We start from the raw sequence: 22,570 nt of genomic DNA on the forward strand, positions 1-22,570 counted from the left end.
CGTCCTTTGTGTGGGCTTTGAGGCAGCTGGGGCCTGCCGTGTTCGAGTGAACGGTCGCGCTCCGTGACGACTCCTGCGGCGAGAGTGGGGGCCTCGCGAGTGGCAAGGGCTGCGACCTGCGATCACTCCAACGAGTGAGATGACCGATACCCATAGTCCGATTGGGTCATTCGAGATTGAGCCCGAAGGGGCTGTTGCAAGCTCTCCTTCTTCCGTAACGTCCTCAACTGGCAACGGTGAATATGTCGTTGCCGCCGTGGGGGAGCCTCGAATCATCGGGAGAGGACGGCGCCGGGATGGGCTGGGTTGACGACTGGAGTGCGCAGGCCGCCTGCCGCACGAGTGATCCGGACGAACTGTTCGTCCAGGGGGCGGCACAGAACCGGGCGAAGGCGGTGTGCAGTGGCTGCCCCGTCCGTACGGAGTGCCTCGCGGACGCGCTGGACAACCGGGTGGAGTTCGGTGTCTGGGGTGGGATGACGGAGCGCGAGCGCCGGGCGCTGCTGCGCCGCCGTCCGACGGTCATCTCGTGGCGCAGGCTGCTGGAGACGGCCCGCACCGAGTACGAGGAGTCCCTCGCGACCGGCGTGATACTGACGGACTACGCCCAGGCGGGCTGAGCCCCCGGCCGTACCCCACGAGCGGCCGCGACAGCCCCACCCCGCCTGCGGACCGGGCCCCCACCCCGTCCGGTACGGAGAGCCGCCCGGGACCGCTGCCCGGGGCCTCCGTGACTGCACCGTGCCGCCGAGCCGGCCCCTCCGTGACTACGCCGTGCCGCTGCCCGGCCCCTCCGTGACTACGCCGTGCCGCTGAGCCGGGCCCCGATCGCCCGCAGCCCGTCCAGGTCGTGCACGTCGCCCGGCAGCGCCGCCACCTCCACGATCGGCACGTCCGGGTACACCGAGACGAAGCGGTCCCGGGTGCGCCGCTCGCGCCCCATGATCTGCATCCGCTCGGCGTGCAGCCGCAGCAGCCCGGCCGCGAGCAGTTCCGCCTCGGGCGAGGCGTGCTCCGAGCCGTTCTCCTCCAGGGCCTCGGCGGCCGCCAGCGCCCGCTCCGCCGTGAGCTGGGGTGCGCCCGTGCTGTGCACCCGGTTGAGCACCAGCCCGGCCAGCGGCATCCGGTCCGCGGCGAGCCGGTCCACGAAGTACGCCGCCTCGCGCAGCGCGTCCCGCTCCGGCGCCGCCACCACCAGGAACGCCGTGCCCGGTGCCTTCAGCAGCTGGTAGGTGCGGTCGGCGCGCTCGCGGAAGCCGCCGAACATCGAGTCCATCGCGCTGACGAAGGTCTGCACGTCGGTGAGCAGCTGGGCGCCGAAGATCTTGCCCAGGGTGCCGGTGAGCAGGCCCATCCCGGCGTTGAGGAAGCGCATCGCGCTGCGGCCGCCGACCTTGGCCGGCGCGGTCAGGATCCGGATCACCCGGCCGTCCAGGAAGGAGCCGAGCCGGTTGGGGGCGTCCAGGAAGTCCAGTGCGGAGCGGGACGGCGGGGTGTCCACGACGATGAGGTCCCACTCCTCGGCGGCGCGCAGCTGCCCGAGCTTCTCCATCGCCATGTACTCCTGCGTGCCCGCGAAGCCGGCCGACAGGGACTGGTAGAACGGGTTCGCCATGATCGCCTTGGCCCGTTCGGGCTCGGCGTGGGCCAGCACGACCTCGTCGAAGGTCCGCTTCATGTCGAGCATCATGGCGTGGAGCTCGCCGTCCCCGGTGGCGCCCTTGACCACCCGGGGGGTGTTGTCCAGCTCGGTCAGGCCCATCGACTGGGCCAGCCGCCGGGCCGGGTCGATGGTCAGCACCACGACCTTGCGGCCGCGCTCGGCGGCCCGCAGGCCGATCGCCGCGGCGGTGGTGGTCTTGCCGACGCCGCCGGAGCCGCAGCAGACGATGATCCTGGTCTTCGGGTCGTCGATCAGCCCGTCCACCGCGAGCCGACTGCCGGTCCCCCGAACACCGTTGTCCGTCGGAGTCACGCCGCCCCCTGCCGTTTCAGTTCGCCCGCCAGCCGGTACAGCCCGCCGAGGTCCACGCCCTCGCCCAGCAGCGGCAGTTCGTACGTCGGGAGCTTCAACTGCTGGAGGTCGGAGCGCTGTTCGCGCTCCAGCTCGACCCGCTCGGCGTGCTCCCTGGCCTGTTCCAGCAATGGGTCGAGCAGCGGCTCCACCGCCGCCCGGACCGTCTCCGCCCTGCGCGAGCGGCCGCCCAGCCCGGCCTCGCCGAGGGCCAGCGCCACCTCCTCGCGGTGGTCCCCGTCCACCGCGGCCACCGCCGCGGCGTCCAGCACCGGCGGGCGGACCATGTTGACCATCACCCCGCCCACCGGGAGCTTCGCCTCGCGCAGCTCCGCGATGCCGTCGACCGTCTCCTGCACCGGCATCTCCTCCAGCAGGGTGACCAGGTGCACGGCGGTCTCCGGGGACCGCAGCACCCGCATCACGGCCTGCGCCTGGGTGTGTATCGGGCCGATCCGGGCCAGCCCGGCGACCTCGGAGTTGACGTTCAGGAACCGGGTGATCCGCCCGGTCGGCGGGGCGTCCATGACCACCGCGTCGTACCGGCGGTGCCCGTCCGGGCCCTTGCGGCGGGCCGCCTCGCAGGCCTTGCCGGTGAGCAGCACGTCCCGTACGCCGGGGGCGATGGTGGTCGCGAAGTCGATGAAGCCGACCTTCTGCAGCGCCTTGCCGGCCCGGCCCAGCTTGTAGAACATCTCCAGGTACTCGAGCAGCGCCTGCTCGGTGTCGATCGCCAGCGCCAGGACCTCGCCGGGCCCGCCCTCCCCGGCCGGTAGCCCCAGCTGCGGGCGGGAGACCGAGGCGATCCGGCGCTCCTCGTACGGGAGTGCGGCGATCCCGAACAGTTCGGCGATGCCCTGCCGTCCCTCGACCTCGATCAGCAGCACCCGGCCGCCCTCGGCGGCCAGCGCCAGCGCCAGCGCGGCGGCCAGTGTGGTCTTCCCGGTGCCGCCCTTGCCGCTGACCACGTGCAGCCGGACCCCCTCCCAGTCGGGGTCGCGCCGGGCCGCCTGGCCGGGGGTGCGTGCCACGCTGCGTCTCCGTCCGTCTCCGTCCCTGCGGGCGTCCCCTCCCACGAGTCGCCCCTCCACGAGGGTGCCCGTTGATGAGGGTGCCCTCTCGCGAGGGTAACCAGGGAGCGCTCCGGATGCCTGGAGCACCTGGGGCGCCGGGACCGAATCATGCCCCCTTTGTGGCCCACCTCACACGCCGGTCGGCGGGCGGCGGCGATCGCCGGGACGGCTCGTCTAGAGTCTGGCCATGACCAAGTGGGAATACATGACGGCGCCCCTGCTCGTGCACGCCACGAAGCAGATCCTGGACAACTTCGGCGAGGACGGCTGGGAGCTGGTCCAGGTCGTGCCCGGCCCGAACCCGGAGCAGCTGGTGGCCTACTTCAAGCGGGAGAAGAACGCATGAGCCGGGTCGAGTCCAAGCTCGCCGAGCTGGGCCTGAGCCTGCCGCCGGTGGCCGCTCCGGTCGCCGCGTACGTGCCGGCCGTGCGGTCCGGTGAGTTCGTCTTCACCTCCGGCCAGCTGCCGGTCGTCGACGGCAAGCTGCTGAACACCGGCAAGGTCGGCGCCGAGGTCTCCCCGGAGGAGGCCAAGGAGCTCGCCCAGCGCTGCGCGCTGAACGCCCTGGCCGCCGTCAAGTCGGTGATCGGCGACCTGGACCGGATCGAGCAGGTCGTGAAGGTCGTCGGCTTCGTCGCCTCCGCCCCCGACTTCACCGGTCAGCCGGCCGTGATCAACGGCGCCAGCGAGCTGCTCGGCGCGGTGCTGGGCGAGGCCGGTGTGCACGCCCGCAGCGCGGTCGGCGTCGCGGTGCTGCCGCTGGACGCCCCGGTCGAGGTCGAGCTCCAGGTGCGCGTCAAGAGCGCCTGACCGCGATCGGCCCCCGGTGTGATCGCGAAGGCGGGGTTGGGCCTGTCCAACCCCGCCTTCGTGCGCTTAGCATCCGGGCATGGACCATCGAGCAACGACGCTCCCGATGCCGCCCGGCTGGCCCGCCCGGATCCGGGCGGTCGACTCCGGCCTGCTCACCCCGGTGACGCCCAGGCCCGCCGCGACGGTCGTGCTGCTGCGCGACGGCGCCGACGGGCCGGAGGCCTACCTGTTGCGCCGCCGTACCTCGATGGCCTTCGCGGCCGGGATGTACGCCTACCCGGGCGGCGGGGTGGACCCGCGGGACGCCGAGGTCGAACCGGGCTGGGCCGGGCCCCGGCCCGAGGAGTGGGCGCAGCGGCTCGGGGTGGACGTCCGGACCGCGCGGGCGGTGGTCTGCGCCGCCGTGCGCGAGACCTTCGAGGAGGCCGGCGTGCTGCTGGCCGGCCCGGACGCGGACAGCGTCGCCGCGCCGCGCGACTGGTCCGCCGAGCGGGCCGCGCTGGAGGCGCACGAGCTGTCCTTCGCCGAGTTCCTGCGGGACCACGGCCTGGTGCTGCGCAGCGACCTGCTGGGCGGGTGGGCCCGCTGGATCACCCCCGAGTTCGAGGAACGGCGCTACGACACCTGGTTCTTCGTCGCGGCGCTGCCCGCCGGTCAGCGCGCGGCGCTGGAGGTCGGCGAGGCCGACCGGGTCGCCTGGCTGACCCCCGCCGAGGCGGTCCGGGGGCACCGGGAGGGCCGGTTCGGCATGCTGCCGCCGACCGTGACGGTGCTGCGCGAACTGGCGCCGGTCCGGAACGCCGCCGAGGCGCTGGCCGCGGCCGCCGACCGGGTGCTGGAGCCGGTGCTGGGCCGGGCCGAGGTCCGCGGCGACCGGATGACCGTCCGCTGGCCCGGGTACGACGAACTGACCATCGACGGGGAGTTCCCCGCCGAGGAATCCTGAATCCTGACCGCATCGAAGACGCCCGCCCCGCGACGACGCGACACCGCATCGAAGACGCGACACCGTCCGGACCAGAAAGGACCGACCCCCGATGACCCACGACGACGTGGCTCGCCGGACGGCCCCCGAGCTGCCCGCCCGCCGACTGACCCCCCGTACCGCGGCCTGCGACGGCCCGGTCCCGTTCGTCGAGGTCGCCCAGCGCGCCCTCGTCCGGGCCCTGCCGCTGCGGACCCTGCGCCGCGAAGGCGAGGGCGGCCGGTGAGGCGGCGCGACGAGCGAACCATCGAGGTGGGCGCATGAGCGGATTCCTGCCCGGCGACCCCGCCGCCGCGGTCGGCGGCGAGGCCACCCCCCGGGCGCTGTGCGTGCTGGCGCCCAACCCGTCCCCGATGACGCTGGACGGCACCAACACCTGGCTGCTCGCCGAGCCGGGCTCCGACCTCGCGGTGGTGATCGACCCGGGCCCGCTGCACGAGGGCCACCTGCGCCGGGTGGTCGAGCTCGCCGAGGAGCGCGGTCAGCGGATCGCGCTCACCCTGCTGACCCACGGCCACGCCGACCACTCCGAGGGCGCGGCCCGGTTCGCCGAGCTGACCGGCAGCGAGGTGCGCGCGCTGGACCCGGCGCACCGGCTGGGTGCCGAGGGACTGGTGGGCGGTCAGCGGCTGGACGTCGGCGGCCTCGACCTGCGGGTGGTCGCCACCCCCGGCCACACCTCGGACTCGCTGACCTTCCACCTGCCGGACGACGGCGCGATCCTCACCGGGGACACCGTGCTCGGCCGCGGCACCACGATGGTCGCCCACCCCGACGGCCGGCTCGGCGACTACCTGGACTCGCTGCGCCACCTGCACACGATGGCCTCCGCGCACGGCGTGCGGACGGTGCTGCCCGGCCACGGCCCGGTGCTCGCGGACGCGCTCGGCGCCGTCGACTACTACCTGGCCCACCGGGCCACCCGGCTCGCCCAGGTGGAGACCGCGGTCGAGGCGGGCTGCCGGACCGCGGCCGACGTGGTCGCCCGGGTCTACGCGGACGTGGACCGGGCGCTCTGGCCGGCCGCCGAACTCTCGGTGCGGGCCCAGCTGGAGTACCTGGCGGAGCACGGGCTGATCCCGGAGCAGGACTGACGCACGCACATACGCCGGAGGGCCCGTCGCAGTGATCGCGACGGGCCCTCCGGCGTACTACGGACCGCGGGTGTCAGCGGGAGCGGCGGGACAGTCGCTCGACGTCCAGCAGGACCACCGCGCGCGCCTCCAGCTTCAGCCAGCCGCGGCCGGCGAAGTCGGCGAGCGCCTTGTTGACCGTCTCGCGGGAGGCGCCGACCAGCTGGGCCAGCTCCTCCTGGGTGAGGTCGTGGGCGACGTGGATGCCCTCCTCGGACTGCACGCCGAAGCGGCGGGAGAGGTCCAGCAGGGCCTTGGCGACGCGGCCGGGCACGTCGGAGAAGACCAGGTCGGACATCACGTCGTTGGTCCGGCGCAGTCGGCGGGCGATGGCCCGCAGCAGCGCGATGGAGACCTCGGGGCGGGCGTGCAGCCAGGGCTGCAGGTCGCCGTGGCCGAGGCCGAGCAGCTTGACCTCGGTCAGCGCGCTGGCGGTGGCGGTGCGCGGGCCCGGGTCGAACAGCGACAGCTCGCCGATCATCTCGCTGGGGCCGAGCACGGCCAGCATGTTCTCGCGGCCGTCCGGCGAGGCGCGGTGCAGCTTGACCTTGCCCTCGGCGACGACGTACAGCCGGTCGCCCGGGTCGCCCTCGTGGAACAGCGACTCACCACGGGCGAGGGTGACCTCGGTCATGGAAGCGCGCAGCTCGCCGGCCTGTTCGTCGTCGAGTGCCGCGAAGAGTGCGGCGCGCCGCAGAACGTCGTCCACGTGCTTCCTCCTTCTCGGCCGTCCGGCGGGTGGGCCGTCCGGCGCAAGTTCCGTTCAGTGTTCTGCATCACCAAGCATGGCGCATGTCGCTCCGATCATATGAGGAGGGGGTGTGTCCGGGTGTGCCGTGCGGGGCCATTCGCACCGGCGGGTCACGGCGCGGGGGGCCCGGCGGCCGTCACCCGGTCGAACGTACGGCCGTCCGGATCGAACAGGGAGTCGCCCACCGCGGTGCGGGCGGAGAGCACGGCGTGCCCGGCCCGGTGGGCGCTGGTCAGGCCCGCCGTGCGCAGGGCGGTGAGGTGCTGGGAGACGGCGGCCGGGGACAGTCCGGTCCGGCGGGCCAGCTCGGTGGTCGAGGCCGGGGAGTCGAGCTCAGCCAGCAGCCGGGCCCGGGACCGGCCGAGGACGGCGGCCAGCGCGTCGGTGCGCGCCGCCGAGCCCGGGCGCTCCTCCCAGAGCGCGGCCGCGCCGCGCGCCGGGTAGACCAGCTGCGGCGGGTCCGGCGGCAGCACCCGGGTGAGCACCCGCGGCCAGGCGAAGACTGAGGGCAGGAGCAGCAGCCCGGACCCGGCGGTCAGCCGGGCGACGGCGCAGTGCCGCTGCTCCAGCCGCAGCGCGGTGCCGTCCCAGCGGACCGTCGCGTGCAGGTCGTCCAGCATCCGTGCGGTGCCGTGCTCGGCGGCCTGCCGGGAGCGGTGGAAGACGTCCGCGGCCAGCAGCGCCCGGATCCGGGCCCAGTACGGGGCGAGCGCCAGCTCCCAGTAGGCCGTGATCTCGGCGGCCAGCCGGGGCAGCTGGCCCACCGGGTCGCGGTGCAGCGGTGCCAGCGCGGCCGGCAGCCGACCGCCCGCCTCGGCGGCCAGGACGTCGAGGTCGGCCCGGACCTGCTCGGGGCCGGTCGCGGTGATCGAGGCCAGCTCCTCGGCGAGCGTGGGGGAGAAGCCGACCGGGGCGGGGTTGAGGAAGTCGGGCAGGTGCCCGTCGGGCGGGACCATCGCGGCCAGTCGGCCCCGGTCCAGCCCGGCGGCGGCCAACCGGCCGCGGACCTGGTCGGCCCAGCGGCGGTGCAGCGCCGGGACGGGGGACCGGGCGAGGGCGCGCAGGCTGGTCACCACCTCCTGCATCGGGCTGACGGCGAACCTGGTCAGTGCCAAGTCCCGCGCCGAGAAGTGGAGTTCCGTCCGCACCCGTGGGCCCCCTTCGGAAGATTCGGCCCCAGCTTAAACACTCGCGGACGCCCCCCGCCGGGGCGCAGGATGCCGGTGTCCCCACCGATCCGTACGAAAGCCGGTGACCCGTCATGTCCACCACCCCCGAGGCCCGTGAGCGGGCACTGCGGCTGCGCGAGCTCGTCGCGGAGGGCGTGCTCGTCCTGCCCAACGCCTGGGACGCGGGCAGCGCCGCGGTGATCGCCTCGGCCGGCGCCCGGGCGATCGCCACCACCAGCGGCGGCGTCTCCTGGTCGCTCGGGCACGGCGACGGCCAGCGGATGGACCGGGCGGCGGCGGTCGCGGCGGCCCGCCGGGTCGTCGCGGCGGTGGACCTGCCGGTCACCGTGGACGCGGAGGGCGGGTACGGCCCGCTGCCCGCCGACGTGGCCGCGACCGTCACCGAGCTGGTCGGCGCCGGCGTGGCCGGGGTCAACCTGGAGGACTCGACGGCCGTCGGCGGACCGCTGTTCCCGGTGGCCGAGCAGGCCGAGCGGTTGCGCGCGGCCCGTACCGCGGCGGCCGCGGCCGGACTGCCCGAGCTGCTGGTGAACGCCCGCACCGATGTGTTCCTGTTCGGGCTGGGCGGCCTCGACGACGTGCTGGCGCGCGCCGAGGCCTACGCAGAGGCGGGTGCCGACGGGCTGTTCGTCCCCGGGCTGCTGGACCTCGACGCCCTGGCCGAGCTGTGCCGGCGCTCCCCGCTGCCGGTGAACGCGATGGCCGGGGCGGGCGGGCCGACCGTCGCCGAACTGGCCGCCGCAGGGGTGCGGCGGGTCAGCGTCGGCACCGGCCTCGCCCAGGCCGCGTACACGGCCGCCCGCCGGGCCGCCGTCGAGCTGCTCGGCGCCGGGACGCTGACGGAGCTCGACGGGGCGCTCGGCTTCGGGGAGCTGAACGGGCTGTACTGACCGCCCTGCCCCGACCTAACAAAGCACTACCCGGTGAAGCCCAGCTCGGTGAGGCTCTGCTCGATCCGGGCGTGGTGGGCGGCCTCCCAGTCGTCCAGGGTCTCGGCGGCCTCCTTGGCCAGCTTCGCCCGGGCCGCGTCCAGGACCCGCGCCCGCTCGGCGGCGGGCACCACCACGACGCCCTCCTCGTCGGCCACCACGATGTCCCCGGGCGCCACCAGCACCCCGCCGCAGCGCACCGGGGCGCCGTGGGTGCCCAGCTGCTTCTTCGCCCCGGGGATCGGGATGACACCCCGGGCGACCACAGGGAAGCCCAGCTCCCGCACCTCGGCGAGGTCCCGGATCAGACCGTCCGCCACGAAGGCGGCGACGCCCCGGCGCTGGGCCACGGCGCAGACGTTGCCGCCGGCCAGCGCGTAGTCCAGGTCGCCGGACTCCACCACGACCACCGCACCGGGCTCGGCCCGGTAGATCGCGGCGTGCAGCATCAGGTTGTCGCCGGGCGGGCACTGGACCGTGAAGGCCGGTCCGGCCACCCGGGGCATGCCCGCCCAGAGCGGGCGCAGGCCGATGTCCATGACCTGGGCGCGGCCCAGGACGTCGGCCAGCGTGGTGGTCGGAATGTCCGCGAAGTCCTTGAAGTCCCCGTCCATGCTTCCTCTTTCTCAGATCGTCAGACCAGCGAAAGAGTAGGACGCGGAGGTGAACGACGGTTCACGGTCCCCCCGGCCGTACGCCCCGGGCGTGGGGCCCGCACGCCCCGGGTGCGGAACCGGCGCCTCAGGCGTAGAACTTCAGCAGCTCCGGCACCAGCGCCTCGGCCGCCACCTCGTGGGTCTGGTCGGCCAGCGTCCGGTACTCCGCGCCCGGCACGGCACCGGCCACCGCGCGGCTGGGGGCCCGCAGCAGCTCGGGGCTGGCGCCGCCGTCCAGGACCAGGGTGGGCACGGCGACGGTGGCCAGCAGCTCGGTCGGCACCGTCCCGCCGGTCCGCCCGCCGAGCGCCGCCGCGTCGTACGCCAGGGTCGGCGCGACCGCCTCGAACACCGGCCAGACCGGGGCGGAGCGCATCCCCTCCACCATCTCGCCGGGCATCCCGACGAAGGTCATGAAGGCCGCGACGGCGTCCCCGCGCCGCCCCTCGGCGATCGCCGTCTCCAGCTCGGCGACGTACCCGACGAACAGCTCGCTGCGCTCCGTCCCGGTGCTGAACGGCGGCTCGTAGACGGCGAGTCGGGTCATCCCGACGCCCGCGGCGGCGGCCCGCAGCGCGAGCGCGGCGCCCGAGGAGATGGCGAACACGGCGGCCGAACCGCCGGCCGCCGCGATGACGGCGGCCAGGTCCTCGATCTCGCGCTCCACGGCGAACGGCGCGGTGTCCCCGCTGCCGCCGCGGCCGCGCCGGTCGTAGGCCCACACGGTGTGGTGGGCGGAGAGCTGCTCGGCCACCGCGACGCCCGGGTCGAAGCCGCGGTGGCCGATCGCCCCGTCCACCAGGACGACGGCCGGGCCGGAGCCGGTGACGGTGCAGGCGAGGGTGGTGCCGTCGGCGGAGACCACGGTGCTCATGGGGGCTTCCTTCTGTCTTCTGTCGCGTACTTCTGTCGCGTGCGAGTCGGTCATGGGGGTAGACCGGGGCGCGCCGCAGAACTCATCGCTCCGGCCGGAAGATTTTTTCGAGGAGTTCTTCGAGGACTTCCGGGGCGGGGTGGCGGCGCTGTTCTCTGGTTTCTCCGGTAGATGTTTCACGGGTAAATTACCTGCTAATCTTTTTTCATGGCCACAACCGCCCAGTTCCGGCACGCCCTCCGGGTCGGCCCGCCCGGGGACAGCTGGCACAAGCCCGCGCTCAGCGCCGTGCTGACCCTCGGCACCCTCAACCTCACCCTGCTCGCCCTCGGCCGACTCGACCTCGCCCTCTACACCTCGGCCGGCGGACTCGGCGCGCTGTACGGGCACGGCCTGCCCTACCGGGCCCGGGCGCGCACCCTGGCCAGCGTCCTGCTCGGCACCGTGCTCAGCACGGCCGCCGCCCTCACCGCCGCCGCGCTGACCCGCGACGCCGTGGTGCTGGTCGCGGTGGCGGCCGGACTCGCCGCCCTGCACCGGCTCGGCTGCGACGCCGCCCGGGTCGGCCCGCCCGGCAGCCTGATCATCACCTTCACCACCGCCAGCTGCGCCTTCGTCCCGCAACGCCCCGCCGACCTCCCACCGCACCTGGCGCTCACCGTGCTCGGCGCGGCCCTGGCCTGGCTGGTCTGCATGGCCCCCGCGCTGCTGCGCCCGTACGGGCCCGAGCGGATCGCCACCGCCTGCGCGCTGGAGGCCGCCGCCCGACTGGCACGCACCGGGCCGGACGGCTCCGACCCGGCCGCGCGCACCGCTCTGGTCGGCGCGGTCGACGCGGCCCGGCAGAGCCTCGCACTGTCCTCCCCGGCCCGCCGACGCGCCCTCGGCGACGCACCCGAGCGGCTGCTCGTCCACGCCGAGGCCGCGCTGGCCGCGCTGGCCGCGCCGACCACCCGGGGCCCGGACCCGGCGGCCGGGGTGGCCCCGGCCGCCGCCCCGGCCGCAGCCCCGCCCGCAGCCTCGGCCGCCGCCGAGCGGTACGCCGGCTGGGCCCGCGACCTGCGCCGGGGCCGCCCGCTGCCGCTGCTCGACCTCACCGGGGCGGAGGCCGCCGAACTGCGCGCCCACCGCCCCGAACCCCGGCCGTCGCTGCGCCGGGCGCTGCGGCCCGGCTCGGCGCTGCTGCCGATCGTCCTGCGGGTCGCGGTCGGCTGCGCCGCCGCCGGCTGGCTCTCGCTGGCCCTCGGCGTCGGTCGGCCGTACTGGGCGGTGGTCACCGCGGCCTCGGTGTTCCAGGCCAACAGCACCCTCTCCTGGCAGCGCGCGCTGCAACGGGTGCTCGGCAACCTGATCGGGCTGGCGCTGTTCACCGCCGCGCTGCCGGTCGCCCACTCCGGCCCGGTGGCGCTGATCGCGCTGGGACTGCTGTGCCAGTTCGGCGCCGAGGCGACGATCGCCCGCAGCTACTGGCTGGCCACCGTCTTCGTCACCCCGATGGCGCTGATGATGACCGAGTTCGCCGGCCGGCAGCCCGCCGCGACCCTGGTCGCCGACCGCTGGCTGGACACCTGCGTGGGCGCGCTCACCGGCCTCGCCGCCTGCCTGCTGGTCACCAACCGCCGCACCGCCACCCGGCTGTCCCACGCCCTGGCCGGGGCCGAGACCGCCACCCGACAGGCCCGCGCCGCCGTCGCCGCGACCGAGACTTCTGGAGTCGAGACCTCCGGCGTCGAGGCGGCCGCCGCCCGGACCGGACTGGCCGCCGCCCTGCTGGAGCTGCGTGAGGCCGCCGCCACCGCCACCGGCGAGTGGCGTCGCCCCGCCCTCCCGCACCAGCGCGCCGCCGACACCGAGCAGCACGCCCACCACCTGCTGGCGACCCTGCTGGAGCGGCGCGGCGCCGGAGCACGCGCCGTCTAGGATCGACGGACGGTCGGGCCCTGCCGGTCGGCCCGTCGGCCGGCCCGGTGGTCGGCCGGACCATCGGTCGGACTGTCGGTCGCGGAACGGGAGCAGCACACGTGGAGGACGTCGTCGCAGGTGTGCTGCGCCAGTGGGAGCGCGCCTACCCGGGCCTGGACACCGGCCCGATCGCCGTCCTCGGCCGGATCAACCGCTGCGCCGCCCTCCTCCAGCAGACCCCGGACCCGCTCACCCGGGCCGGCCTGACCCGCGCCGAGTTCGACATCCTCGGCGCCCTGCGCCGGGTCGACCGCGAACTGACCCCCACTCAACTCGCCCGCGAGAGCTTCGCCTCCGGCGCCGCCGTGACCAAGCGCCTGCGCCTGCTGGAGGAGCGCGCCCTGGTCAGCCGCCGCACCGACGAGCGCGACCGCCGGGTCGCCCACCTCTCCCTCACCGATGCCGGACGGGAGCTGGTCGACGGCCTCATCCAGGAACTGGTCGCCTACGACCGCGCCCTCCTGGCCGGGCTCACCCCCGACGAGCAGACCCACCTCGCCGACGCCCTGGCCGGCCTCCTCAACACCCTGGAAGGCACCATCGGCCGTCACCCGCGGTGACCGCCCCCGTCCGGACCGCCCCCGTGGACGCGACGGCCGCCCCGGGCGGCCCTCCTTCCCTCCTTGATCGGCCCCAAGCGGTCCGCCGCTCGGCGTAGCCTTCGTGCATGGCAGAGAGCAAGGTCCGTAAGGCGGCGTCGAAGCCGACGGCGAAGCAGCCGGCCGTGAAGCCGAGGAAGCCGGAGTCGCACCTGGCGATGGTGCGGCGGGCCCGGCGGATCAACCGTGAGCTGGCGGAGCTGTACCCGTACGCGCACCCGGAGCTGGACTTCGAGAACCCGTTCCAGCTGCTGGTGGCCACCGTGCTGTCGGCGCAGACCACCGACCTGCGGGTGAACCAGACCACCCCGGCCCTGTTCGCGAAGTACCCGACGCCGGAGGACATGGCGGCGGCGAACCCGGAGGAGCTGGAGGAGATCATCCGGCCGACCGGCTTCTTCCGGAACAAGGCGAAGTCACTGATCGGTCTGTCCACGGCACTGCGCGACGAGTTCGGCGGCGAGGTGCCCGGTCGGCTGGCCGACCTGGTGACGCTGCCCGGGGTCGGCCGCAAGACCGCGAACGTGGTGCTGGGCAACGCCTTCGGGGTCCCCGGCATCACCGTGGACACCCACTTCGGGCGGCTGGCCCGGCGGTTCGGCTGGACGACCGAGGAGGACCCGGTGAAGGTCGAGCTGGCCGTCGCCGAGATCTTCCCGAAGTCGGAGTGGACGATGCTCTCGCACCGGGTGGTCTTCCACGGTCGCCGGATCTGCCACTCCCAGAAGCCGGCCTGCGGCGCCTGCCCGATCGCACCGCTCTGCCCCGCGTACGGCGAGGGCGAGCTGGATCCGGAGAAGGCCCGCAAGCTGCTCAAGTACGAGATGGGCGGCCAGCCCGGCCAGCGGCTGAGGCCGCCGTCGGACTTCCCCGGCGAGGCCGCCGCCCGGGCCGACGCGGCCGCCCACCGGGGGAAGGTCGCGGACCTGGGGGCGGAGGCGTGATCGGGGCCGGAGGGGTGATCGGCGGCGCGGTCGAGCGGAACGATCTCCCGGGCTGGCTGGAGCCGGTCCGGGACGCGGCCGAGCGGGTGCTGCCGGAGCAGCTGAGCCGCTTCCTGCCGCCGCGCGAGGGCGGCCGGCCGGCGGCCGTGCTGATGCTGTTCGGCGAGGGCCCGGGCGGGCCGGACCTGCTGCTGATCGAGCGGGCCCGCTCGCTGCGCTCGCACGCCGGTCAGCCGTCCTTCCCGGGTGGCGCGCTGGACCCGGAGGACGGCGACCCGGACGGTCCCGGCCCGGTCGCGGCGGCGCTGCGCGAGGCCTGGGAGGAGACCGGCCTGGACCCGGCCGGGGTGCAGGTCTTCGCCGCGCTGCCCCGGCTGTACATCCCGGTGAGCGACTTCGTGGTGACCCCGGTGCTGGGCTGGTGGCGCGAGGAGTCGCCGGTGCGTCCGGTGGACCGGGGCGAGACCGGCGCGGTGTTCCGGGTGACCATCGCGGATCTGGCGGACCCGGCGAACCGGGTCCGGCTGCGGCACCCGTCCGGGCACGTCGGCCCGGCCTTCGCGGTCGCCGGGCGGCTGGTCTGGGGGTTCACCGCCGGGGTGATCGACCGGGTGCTGCACCACAGCGGGCTGGAGCTGCCCTGGGACCCGTCCCGGATCGTGGACCTCTCGGACGACGCGCTCGCGCTCGTCCAGGGCGACCTCGAACACTCCCGGGCCCTGCCGGGCGGCGACGCCGAGGGCTCGTGACGGTCCGTCGGCGCGGCACGGTCGCGAAGCGTGGGAGGGTGTCGGAGTGAACGTGCTGGATGTGCTGCTGGTCCTCGCCGCCGTCGGATTCGCCATCTCGGGCTACCGGCAGGGCTTCGTGGTGGGCGTCCTGTCGCTCGTCGGCTTCCTCGGCGGCGGCCTGTTGGCCGTCCAGCTGCTGCCGCTGCTGCTCGACCACCTCAGCCCCGGCACCACCGCCTCGGTGGTGGCCGTCGTGGTGGTGATCGTCTGCGCCGCGATCGGCCAGGCGGTCACCGCGCACTACGGCTGGAAGCTGCGCGGCCACATCGACCGCCGACCGGCCCGGGTGCTGGACGCCTCCGGCGGCGCGGTGGTCAACGTGATCTCGATGCTGCTGGTGGCCTGGCTGATCGGCTCCGCGCTGGCCGGGACGTCACTGCCGACGGTCTCCAAGCAGGTCCGCTCCTCGGCGATCCTCGGCGGCGTCCAGAACGCGCTGCCCGGCGACGCGCCGAACTGGTTCTCCGACTTCTCCAAGGTGCTCGCCCGCAACGGCTTCCCGCAGGTCTTCAACCCCTTCGAGCACGAGCCGATCACCCAGGTCGACACCCCCGACCCGGCACTGGCCAACAGCCCGGCGGTGACCAGGGCCCGGCAGAGCCTGGTGAAGGTGGTCGGCACCGCCACCTCCTGCGGCAAGACCCTGGAGGGCAGCGGCTTCGTCTTCGCCCCGCACCGGGTGATGACCAACGCCCACGTGGTCGGCGGCGTCGACGAGCCGACCGTGCAGATCGGCGGGGTCGGCCAGCTGTACGACGCCACCGTCGTCCGCTACGACTGGCAGCGCGACATCGCCGTCCTGGACGTGCCCAAGCTGAACGCGCCCGCGCTGACCTTCGCGGGCGAGGCCAAGACCAACGACAGCGCGATCGTCGCGGGCTTCCCCGAGAACGGCGCCTTCAACGTCCAGCCCGCCCGCATCCGCGGCCGGATCCAGGCCAACGGCCCGGACATCTACCACCGCGGCCAGGTGGTGCGCGACGTCTACTCGGTGCGCTCGCTGGTCCGCCAGGGCAACAGCGGCGGCCCGTTGCTCACCCCGGACGGACAGGTGTACGGCGTGGTGTTCGCCAAGTCCCTGGACAGCGCCGACACCGGGTACGTGCTGACCTCGGCGGAGGTGCGCGAGGACGCGACGGCGGGCAGCACGGCGAGCGGCAGGGTGGACACCCAGGGCTGCGCGCTCTGACACCCCGGCCGGCCCGGCCTCGACGGCGCCCGCCCCGGCGGGGCCTGACCCGACGGCGTCTGACCGGTGGGGCCTGACCGGCAGGGCCGACGCCCCGGCGACGCTGACGGTGCGATATCCGTCGTGTCGTCAGTCCGCCCTGATAGCCTCGGCCGCGCTCACCCGTTCGGCTCAACCGGGTTGCCGTCCCGGAGTGAGTTCAACGGGAGGTCGTGGTAGTCCGATGATGGGTCATTCGCACGCGGTGAGCGGGGCGATGCTGTACGCCGCCTCCGCCCCGTTCCTGCCCCCGCTGCTGCTGCACACCACGCTGCAGCCGGCGGACATACTGATGGGCACCGTGCTGTGTGCGGGCGCGGCGCTGCTGCCGGACCTCGACCACCACGACGGTTCGATCGCCAACTTCCTCGGCCCGATCTCCAAGGCGCTCTGCCGTTTCGTGGCCTGGGCCTCCGGCGGGCACCGGCACGCCACCCACTCGCTGCTGTTCGTCGCGCTGATGGGCGGTGGCACCTGGGCCGGCGTCACTTTCCTGGGCCGCTACTTCACCCTCTCGGTGACGTTCTTCCTGCTGGCACTGGCGGTGAAGGCACTGCGGCTCTGCCCGCCGAGCAACGGCCCGGAGGCGTGGATCACCGTCATCGGCCTGGCCGCGCTCGGCACCTTCGGGATGAACACCTGGATGCCCAACGCGCCCGGCTGGCTGCCGTACGCGGTCGGGCTGGGCACGCTGGCGCACCTGTTGGGCGACTGCCTGACCAAGAAGGGCGCGCCGCTGCTGTGGCCGCACAAGGAGCGCTACGAGATCGTGCTGATCAAGCGCAGCGGCAACAACGTCGAGACCAAGGTGCTGGTGCCGATCATGTCGGTGGCGACCTTCGTCCTGCTCTGGTTCACCGCGCTGTCGCCGGCGATGGTGAACTGACCGGCGATCGTGAACCGACCGCGTTCCGTCGCGGGCGGCCCTGATGAAGCGGCGCGAGGCCTCAGGTCTCGCGCCGCAGTCGCGCGCCGACCCACCGGGCGCGCCGACCGAGGATGCGCGGGATGCCCATCTGCCGTTGTGCTCCGCGCTGCCGGAGGTCGCGGCCGTCGAAGCCGAGGTCCTCCGCCCAGTCCGGGCGGTGTGCGGAGCGTTGGGGACTGTTGTGGCGTCGGCCGCGCGGGGCGTCGCCGCGATCGGGCATCCAGGTCATACCGGAAGGGATGCCCCTGGGCCGGTGGGAGTAACCGTGCGGGTTCGCCGAAACTGGCCCATGCGGTTGTCATATGAGCACAACATAAAGGGAGTTGGGCCGTTGGGCCCGCCCCGGAGGGCCCTTCGCCGGGCCCTTCGGTCGTCACTCCTTGTGGCGGCCGACCCAGTCCAGCAGCTCGGCGGTGAACTCCTCCGGCGCCTCCTCGTGCGGGAAGTGCCCGACCCCCGGCAGCAGCCGCCAGCGGTACGGCGCCGCCACGTACTCGCCGCCGCCGAGCGCGGTGTGCGACAGCAGCACCGGGTCCGAGGCGCCCTGGACGTGCAGGGTCGGCGCGGTGATCGGCTTCTTCATCCGGCGGGCGAACTGGATGCCGTCCGGGCGCGCCATCGAGCGCAGCAGCCAGCGGTACGGCTCGATCGAGCAGTGCGCGGTGCTGGGGATCTGGATCGCTTGCCGGTACGCGTGCACCGCCGCCTCGTCCAACTTCTTCGGCCCGGTCCACTCGTCCAGGTAGCGGCCGACCAGCGCCGCGTCGTCGGCGACCAGGCGGCGCTCCGGTATCCACGGCCGCTGGAAGCCCAGCACGTGGTCGAAGGCGGCCATCTGCTTGCGGTCCGTCAGCAGCGCCCGGCGCAGGTCCCGGGGGTGGGCCGCGGAGACCACGGTGAGGCTCTGGATCACCGACGGGCGCATCACCGCCGCCACCCAGGCCAGAGTGCCGCCGGAGGCGTGCCCGACCAGGTGCGCCTGGCGCTCGCCGAGCGAGCGGATCACACCGGTGATGTCCAGGGCGAGGTTGCCCGGGTCGTAACCGCGCGGGGTGCGGTCGCTGCCGCCGATGCCCCGCAGGTCGAGCGCCACCGCGCGGTAGCCGGCCTCGGCGAGTGCGGTCAGCTGGTGGCGCCACGCCCACCAGTACTCGGGCCAGCCGTGCACCAGCAGCACCAGCGGGCCGGAGCCCAGCTCGGTGATGTGGAAGCGGGCGCCGTTGGCGGCGAGGTCGCGGTGCGTCCAGGGGCCGGACTGCCGGATGCTCCACGCCTCGGCCACGCCCTCGCCCCCGTCCGTGTCCTCGCTGCCTTCGCCCGCTACGCCGCTCCGCCCGCCGGTGACGCCTTCGCCGTCGGACCGGCCGACGCCGGAGTCGGGGCCGGAGTCGGGGCCGGAATCGGCGGACGGCTGCGCGGTCACGGGCTTCTGGTCGAGCGGCATACCGAGAGCGTGTCACATCCGCGCGCCGGACACGTGCCCGGCACTCGCTGTCGGCGGGTCCGGCGGCCCTCCCGTGGTTACGGGATGCGGCCCAGGCCCCGGTCGATCTCCTCCTGGGTGGCCGGACGCGGCCGGGCGTTCTTCAGCACCTCGGCGGTCTTCTGGGCACCCTCGATGGCGCGGTGCGGCGGCTCGATCTTCTTGAACGAGCGGTAGGCCAGCACCCCGAGCAGGACCGCGAGCAGCAGGTAGGCGCCCGCCACGATGAGGAAGGACCAGCCGAGCGACAGGCCCAGCGCGTGGATGCCGAAGGCGGCCGCCGCGCTCAGCATCGGCACGGCGAACAGCGCCACCGTGGCGGCGACCAGGATCGAGACCCCGCCGGAGACGCCGCGCTTGACGTCCTTGCGGATCTCGGCCTTGGCGAGCGCGATCTCGTCGTGGACGAGCGCGCTCAGGTCGGCGGTGGCCGCCGCGAACAGCTGCCCCACCGAACGCTCGCCCTCGTAGGGCGCCCGGCCGTTGCTGGACGGGTCTGCGGCTCCTGCGGGCATCAGCTGTTCTCCTCTGCGGCTGTTGCGGCGTGACGCCGTCGCGGTGTGCGGTTTCCGGGGCCGGTGGGGGGTCCGGAGGCGTCAGTGGTTTGTCGACAGCTCAGAATCATGCCCCTACCGGTCAGTCGGACACCACTCCGGGGCCCCGCCGGAGGGACGTGTCCTGGCTTCGGAAGGCCGACCGGAGCCTCTTCGGAGGGGTTCGGCGCCGGGCCGGCGGTCCGTTCGGTGATCGGTTCGGTGGTCGGTTCAGCGGTCGGTTCCGGGCCGTCCGTCGGGCAGCCCTCGGACGGCGTCGGTGCCGGTGCCGGTGTCGGTCCCGGCGGCGTGGGCGGTCCGGGCCTGCCAGGCCGGGTCGTCCTGCTGGTAGATGTCCGGGATGCCGTCGCCGTCCTCGTCCCGGTCCTCCTCCTCGCAGAGCGCGCGGTAGTGCCGGTTGCGCAGCTTGAGCAGCACGGTGGCGATCAGCGCGCAGAGCAGTGAGCCGACCAGGACGGCCGTCTTGGAGCGGTCGGCGAGCGTCAGGTCGTCCCGGAAGGCCAGCTCGCTGATCAGCAGCGAGACGGTGAAGCCGATTCCGGCGAGCACCGAGACGGCGAACAGGTCGGCCCACTTGAGCTGGGGGTTCAGTTCGGCCCGGGTGAACCGGGCGGCCAGCCAGGTGCCGCCGAATATGCCCACCGTCTTGCCGACCAGCAGGCCGATCACGATGCCGAGCGGGGTGGCCTGGGTGAACACCTCGCGCAGCGCCGGGCCGGAGATCGTCACCCCGGCCGCGAACAGCGCGAACACCGGGACGGCCAGCCCGGCCGAGAGCGGGCGGACCAGGTGCTCGATGTGCTCGCCGGGGGAGTGCTTCTCGTCGCCCTCCCGGTGGCAGCGCAGCATCAGGCCCATCGCGACGCCCGCGACCGTGGCGTGGATGCCGCTCTCGTGCATCAGCGCCCAGACCACGAGGGCCAGCGGGACGAACAGGTACCAGCCCTTCACCCCGCGCCGGTGCAGGAACCAGAACAGCACCAGGCCGGCGAAGGCCAGGCCGAGCGCCCAGAACTTGATCCCGGAGCTGTAGAAGATCGCGATGATCAGGATCGCGATCAGGTCGTCGACCACGGCCAGGGTCAGCAGGAAGGCGCGCAGGGCCGAGGGCAGGTGGCTGCCGACCACGGCCAGCACGCCGAGGGCGAAGGCGATGTCGGTGGCGGTCGGGATGGCCCAGCCGCCGGGGTGGCCCCCGCTGCCGGAGTTGATCAGGGCGAACAGGATCGCGGGCAGGGCGACGCCGCAGATGGCGGCGATCACCGGGAGCGCGGCCGCGCTCGGAGTGCGCAGCTCGCCCGCGACGAACTCGCGCTTGAGCTCGATGCCGGCCACGAAGAAGAAGATCGTCAGCAGGCCGTCCTTGGCCCAGTTGGCCAGGGTGAGGTCGAGGTGCAGCGGGGCGGACGGGCCGATCTTGTAGTCGAGCAGGCTCTCGTACCCGTGCGGCCACACATTGGCCCAGATCAGCGCGACCACGGCGGCGGCCAGCAGCAGCATGCCGCCGACCGTCTCGGTGCGCAGGGCGTCGGTGACGAAGGTGCGCTCGGGCAGTGACAGCCGGCCTAGGAACTGCCGGCGGCGGGTCGTCGGCTCGTGGACGGGCGGCTGGTCGGTCACGAGGGACCTCCTGGGGCTGGGAGCGGCAACGGATGCACGGGTGGTGCAGTTGCCGACCAGACTTCCCGGCGCGCCCTGTGACGCCCGCGACTCCTGCTCAAGGATCTTGATGCGTCCTTAACAGTCTAGCGGGACGTTCGGGTGACATCCGGACTGTCCTTATAAAGGATTTAAGCCCTGTGGGCCGGTTCTGCACTCCCGAGGAGCAGCGGACCGGCACCCGAACGGCTCAGGCCGAGTGCAGTCGGGTGAACGGCTCCCTAAGGTCGGTCCCAGGCGCCCGCCCGTTCCGGGCCGGTGCGCACCCCTTCCCGCTCCACCCTTTCCGCTGTTCCAGCTGGAGGCACGACCATGCCCGGTGGCGGCACCACCATGCCCCAACCGCCCCTCTTACCCGGCGAGCCCGCCGCCCCGAACGGCCCGGGGCGCTACGCCGACGGTCCCCCGGACCCTCCGCCCGACGGTCCCGTGGACCCCCACCCCGAGATCCCGGCCGACCTCGGACGACTGCTCCGCCCGCTGTTCCGCTCCGCCGGCCCGGACGGCGGCGTCGCCGTCGCCGTGATCCGCGGCGACGAGCGGGCGGTCGCCTGCCGGGGACGGTTCGACCGCTCCGGCGAACGTCCGGTCCGCGCCGACACCCGGTTCGAGCTCGGTTCGGTGACCAAGACCTTCACCGGACTGCTGCTCGCCGAGATGGCCGCCCGCGGCGAGGTCCGCTACGACGACCCGATCGACCGCTACCTCCCCGCGAACGCCGTCCCCGGCTACCCGCACGAGCGGCCGATCACCCTGCTCCACCTGGCCACCCACACCTCCGGCCTGCCCCGACTGCCGGTCGGCGTGCTGCCGGCGGTGGCCCCCCGGTGGTTCACCCGGCCGTACGCCACGTTCGGCCCGTCACACCTGCTCAGGGCGCTGCCGCGGACCCCCGTCCGGGGGACCCCGGGCACCCAGGTGCGCTACTCCAACCTCGGCTGCGGACTGCTCGGACTGCTGCTGGCCAATGCGGCCGGGCAGCGCTACGACGACCTGCTGGCCGCCCGGGTCTGCGGGCCGCTCGGCCTGGTGGACACCTCCTGTGGCCCCGGCCGGGAGGACGCCGGCGGGTACCGGCGCGGCCGCCGGGTGCCTTCGTTCCGGCTGCCCGCGCTGCCGGGTGCCTCGGCGCTGCGCTCCACCGCCGACGACATGCTCCGCTACCTGCAGGCGCACCTGTCGCTGGACGCCGTACCGCTGCCCGAGCGGGCCGACGAGGCGGCGCTGCGGACAGCCCTCGGTGAGGTCCGCCGCCCCCGGGTGGGGCGGCGCCGGGGCGGCGGCCTGCGGCTCTGTCTGGGCTGGAACCAGCGGGTTCCGGTCGGGGCGGCCGGTGAGCTCGACGCGGTCGACGCGGTGGACGAGTTCGACGAGGTTCTCGGGCTGGGCGGCGCCGTCCAGGCCCGTGACGTGGGCGACTCGGTCCTGGACGCGGTCGGTGACGCGGTCGCCGATGCGGTCGGTGCGGTGCGGGCCGGTCCGGGCGCGGGGTCGGAGGACCCGGGGGAGCTGGTGTTCCACGCCAGCTCGACCCGTGGGTCCAGCGCCTTCGTCGGGTTCAGTCCGCGGGCCCAGGTCGGGCTGGCGGTGCTGACCGGGGCCCGGTCGGGGGTGCGGATCGGGCGTGGCCGGGGCTTCGTCCAGACCGCGTACGAAGTCCTGCGCACCCTGGCCGCTCAGCGCGTGACGGAGGTGGGCGCAGCGGCGAGGGGTGGGGCGGCCCCGGGGACGTGATCCCTCCACAGGAACGACGACGGGGCCCGGGCGGTGTTCACCGCCCGGGCCCCGGTCACTGCTCCGGCCGGTCCGGCCCTCGGGCCGGCCGACCGTCCGTCAGTGCGGCGCTCAGCCCTTGTCGCCGTGCGGCGGCAGCTGGGCCTGGATCTGGCTCATCACCGAGCTGTCGGCGAGGGTGGTGGTGTCGCCGACTTCGCGGCCTTCGGCGATGTCGCGCAGGAGGCGGCGCATGATCTTGCCGGAGCGGGTCTTGGGGAGTTCGCCGAC

The 22,570-nt window shown here is 74.3% G+C and carries 24 protein-coding genes; 14 read left to right on the forward strand and 10 right to left on the reverse strand.

Annotated features, from left to right (window positions below):
- Positions 1-296 precede the first annotated feature (296 nt).
- Positions 297-620 carry a WhiB family transcriptional regulator gene (locus ACIP4P_RS41000; protein ID WP_030240986.1) on the forward strand — a complete coding sequence of 108 codons (324 nt, stop codon included), beginning with the start codon at positions 297-299 and terminating at the stop codon, positions 618-620.
- 179 nt (positions 621-799) lie between these two features.
- Here ACIP4P_RS41000 and ACIP4P_RS41005 read toward each other — a convergent pair whose 3' ends face one another.
- Both ACIP4P_RS41005 and ACIP4P_RS41010 read right to left on the reverse strand, forming a co-directional pair.
- Positions 800-1,975 carry an ArsA family ATPase gene (locus tag ACIP4P_RS41005; protein WP_350517337.1) on the reverse strand — a complete coding sequence of 392 codons (1,176 nt, stop codon included), beginning with the start codon at positions 1,973-1,975 and terminating at the stop codon, positions 800-802.
- On the reverse strand, positions 1,972-3,045 hold the full coding sequence (locus ACIP4P_RS41010) for an ArsA-related P-loop ATPase (protein WP_400928308.1): 1,074 nt from the start codon (positions 3,043-3,045) through the stop codon (positions 1,972-1,974). The genes ACIP4P_RS41005 and ACIP4P_RS41010 overlap by 4 nt, the downstream gene beginning before the upstream one ends.
- Positions 3,046-3,274: 229 nt before the next feature.
- Between ACIP4P_RS41010 and ACIP4P_RS41015 the strand changes: the two genes are divergently transcribed.
- From ACIP4P_RS41015 to ACIP4P_RS41035, 5 genes are all read left to right on the forward strand, one after another.
- Complete coding sequence (locus tag ACIP4P_RS41015; RefSeq protein ID WP_094743074.1) at positions 3,275-3,433, forward strand: DUF4177 domain-containing protein; 159 nt, start codon at positions 3,275-3,277, stop codon at positions 3,431-3,433.
- Positions 3,430-3,897, forward strand: coding sequence for a RidA family protein (locus tag ACIP4P_RS41020; protein WP_350517335.1), 468 nt, complete (start codon positions 3,430-3,432; stop codon positions 3,895-3,897). The genes ACIP4P_RS41015 and ACIP4P_RS41020 overlap by 4 nt, the downstream gene beginning before the upstream one ends.
- A 79-nt stretch (positions 3,898-3,976) precedes the next feature.
- A complete protein-coding gene (locus ACIP4P_RS41025) occupies positions 3,977-4,846 on the forward strand; it encodes an NUDIX hydrolase (RefSeq protein ID WP_400928312.1) in 870 nt (289 codons plus the stop codon).
- A gap of 91 nt (positions 4,847-4,937) precedes the next feature.
- Positions 4,938-5,111, forward strand: a complete 174-nt coding sequence (locus tag ACIP4P_RS41030) for a hypothetical protein (RefSeq protein WP_400928315.1) — start codon at positions 4,938-4,940, stop codon at positions 5,109-5,111.
- A gap of 34 nt (positions 5,112-5,145) precedes the next feature.
- A complete protein-coding gene (locus ACIP4P_RS41035) occupies positions 5,146-5,979 on the forward strand; it encodes an MBL fold metallo-hydrolase (protein ID WP_350517332.1) in 834 nt (277 codons plus the stop codon).
- A gap of 73 nt (positions 5,980-6,052) precedes the next feature.
- On the opposite strand, the gene ACIP4P_RS41040 is transcribed toward ACIP4P_RS41035, so the two are convergent.
- Complete coding sequence (locus ACIP4P_RS41040; protein ID WP_030288117.1) at positions 6,053-6,727, reverse strand: Crp/Fnr family transcriptional regulator; 675 nt, start codon at positions 6,725-6,727, stop codon at positions 6,053-6,055.
- A gap of 152 nt (positions 6,728-6,879) precedes the next feature.
- A complete protein-coding gene (locus ACIP4P_RS41045; RefSeq protein WP_400928320.1) occupies positions 6,880-7,917 on the reverse strand; it encodes a DUF5937 family protein in 1,038 nt (345 codons plus the stop codon).
- 113 nt (positions 7,918-8,030) lie between these two features.
- On the opposite strand from ACIP4P_RS41045, the gene ACIP4P_RS41050 reads away from it, so the two are divergent.
- Positions 8,031-8,849, forward strand: a complete 819-nt coding sequence (locus ACIP4P_RS41050; protein WP_400928323.1) for an isocitrate lyase/phosphoenolpyruvate mutase family protein — start codon at positions 8,031-8,033, stop codon at positions 8,847-8,849.
- A gap of 26 nt (positions 8,850-8,875) precedes the next feature.
- Here ACIP4P_RS41050 and ACIP4P_RS41055 read toward each other — a convergent pair whose 3' ends face one another.
- Positions 8,876-9,502, reverse strand: a complete 627-nt coding sequence (locus ACIP4P_RS41055) for an RraA family protein (protein ID WP_400928326.1) — start codon at positions 9,500-9,502, stop codon at positions 8,876-8,878.
- Between the two features lie 127 nt (positions 9,503-9,629).
- Complete coding sequence (locus ACIP4P_RS41060) at positions 9,630-10,418, reverse strand: alpha/beta fold hydrolase (RefSeq protein ID WP_400928329.1); 789 nt, start codon at positions 10,416-10,418, stop codon at positions 9,630-9,632.
- Positions 10,419-10,625: 207 nt separating this feature from the next.
- On the opposite strand from ACIP4P_RS41060, the gene ACIP4P_RS41065 reads away from it, so the two are divergent.
- The 6 genes from ACIP4P_RS41065 to ACIP4P_RS41090 all read left to right on the forward strand — a co-directional run bounded on the left by ACIP4P_RS41065 (position 10,626) and on the right by ACIP4P_RS41090 (position 16,828).
- Positions 10,626-12,338, forward strand: coding sequence for an FUSC family protein (locus ACIP4P_RS41065; RefSeq protein ID WP_400928332.1), 1,713 nt, complete (start codon positions 10,626-10,628; stop codon positions 12,336-12,338).
- 101 nt (positions 12,339-12,439) lie between these two features.
- The gene (locus ACIP4P_RS41070) at positions 12,440-12,940 is read left to right on the forward strand and encodes a MarR family transcriptional regulator (RefSeq protein WP_350518721.1); all 501 of its coding nucleotides are present in this window, start codon (positions 12,440-12,442) and stop codon (positions 12,938-12,940) included.
- Between the two features lie 107 nt (positions 12,941-13,047).
- Positions 13,048-13,923 (forward strand): endonuclease III, encoded by an 876-nt coding sequence (nth, locus tag ACIP4P_RS41075; protein ID WP_400928336.1) that lies wholly within the window; start codon positions 13,048-13,050, stop codon positions 13,921-13,923.
- Complete coding sequence (locus ACIP4P_RS41080) at positions 13,920-14,672, forward strand: NUDIX hydrolase (RefSeq protein WP_400928338.1); 753 nt, start codon at positions 13,920-13,922, stop codon at positions 14,670-14,672. Before nth ends, ACIP4P_RS41080 begins: the two co-directional genes overlap by 4 nt.
- Positions 14,673-14,718: 46 nt before the next feature.
- Complete coding sequence (locus ACIP4P_RS41085; protein WP_350518727.1) at positions 14,719-15,903, forward strand: MarP family serine protease; 1,185 nt, start codon at positions 14,719-14,721, stop codon at positions 15,901-15,903.
- Between the two features lie 223 nt (positions 15,904-16,126).
- Complete coding sequence (locus ACIP4P_RS41090) at positions 16,127-16,828, forward strand: metal-dependent hydrolase (RefSeq protein ID WP_350518728.1); 702 nt, start codon at positions 16,127-16,129, stop codon at positions 16,826-16,828.
- Positions 16,829-16,889: 61 nt separating this feature from the next.
- Here the strand turns inward: ACIP4P_RS41090 and ACIP4P_RS41095 are convergent, their stop codons facing one another.
- The 4 genes from ACIP4P_RS41095 to nhaA form a co-directional block, all read right to left on the reverse strand.
- Positions 16,890-17,099 (reverse strand): hypothetical protein, encoded by a 210-nt coding sequence (locus ACIP4P_RS41095; protein ID WP_350518729.1) that lies wholly within the window; start codon positions 17,097-17,099, stop codon positions 16,890-16,892.
- Positions 17,100-17,243: 144 nt separating this feature from the next.
- A complete protein-coding gene (locus ACIP4P_RS41100) occupies positions 17,244-18,314 on the reverse strand; it encodes an alpha/beta fold hydrolase (protein ID WP_400928343.1) in 1,071 nt (356 codons plus the stop codon).
- Positions 18,315-18,391: 77 nt separating this feature from the next.
- Entirely contained in the window at positions 18,392-18,868 is a 477-nt protein-coding gene (locus tag ACIP4P_RS41105) for a phage holin family protein (RefSeq protein ID WP_350518731.1), read from the reverse strand.
- Positions 18,869-19,117: 249 nt separating this feature from the next.
- Positions 19,118-20,527 carry a Na+/H+ antiporter NhaA gene (gene nhaA, locus ACIP4P_RS41110; protein ID WP_400928347.1) on the reverse strand — a complete coding sequence of 470 codons (1,410 nt, stop codon included), beginning with the start codon at positions 20,525-20,527 and terminating at the stop codon, positions 19,118-19,120.
- A 468-nt stretch (positions 20,528-20,995) separates the two neighbouring features.
- On the opposite strand from nhaA, the gene ACIP4P_RS41115 reads away from it, so the two are divergent.
- Positions 20,996-22,300: a serine hydrolase domain-containing protein gene (locus tag ACIP4P_RS41115; RefSeq protein WP_400928350.1), complete on the forward strand. Its 1,305-nt coding sequence runs from the start codon at positions 20,996-20,998 to the stop codon at positions 22,298-22,300.
- The last annotated feature ends 270 nt before the right edge of the window (positions 22,301-22,570 follow it).

Origin of the sequence: Kitasatospora sp. NPDC089509 (assembly GCF_044749365.1) — a bacterium.
Taxonomy (GTDB): domain Bacteria; phylum Actinomycetota; class Actinomycetes; order Streptomycetales; family Streptomycetaceae; genus Kitasatospora.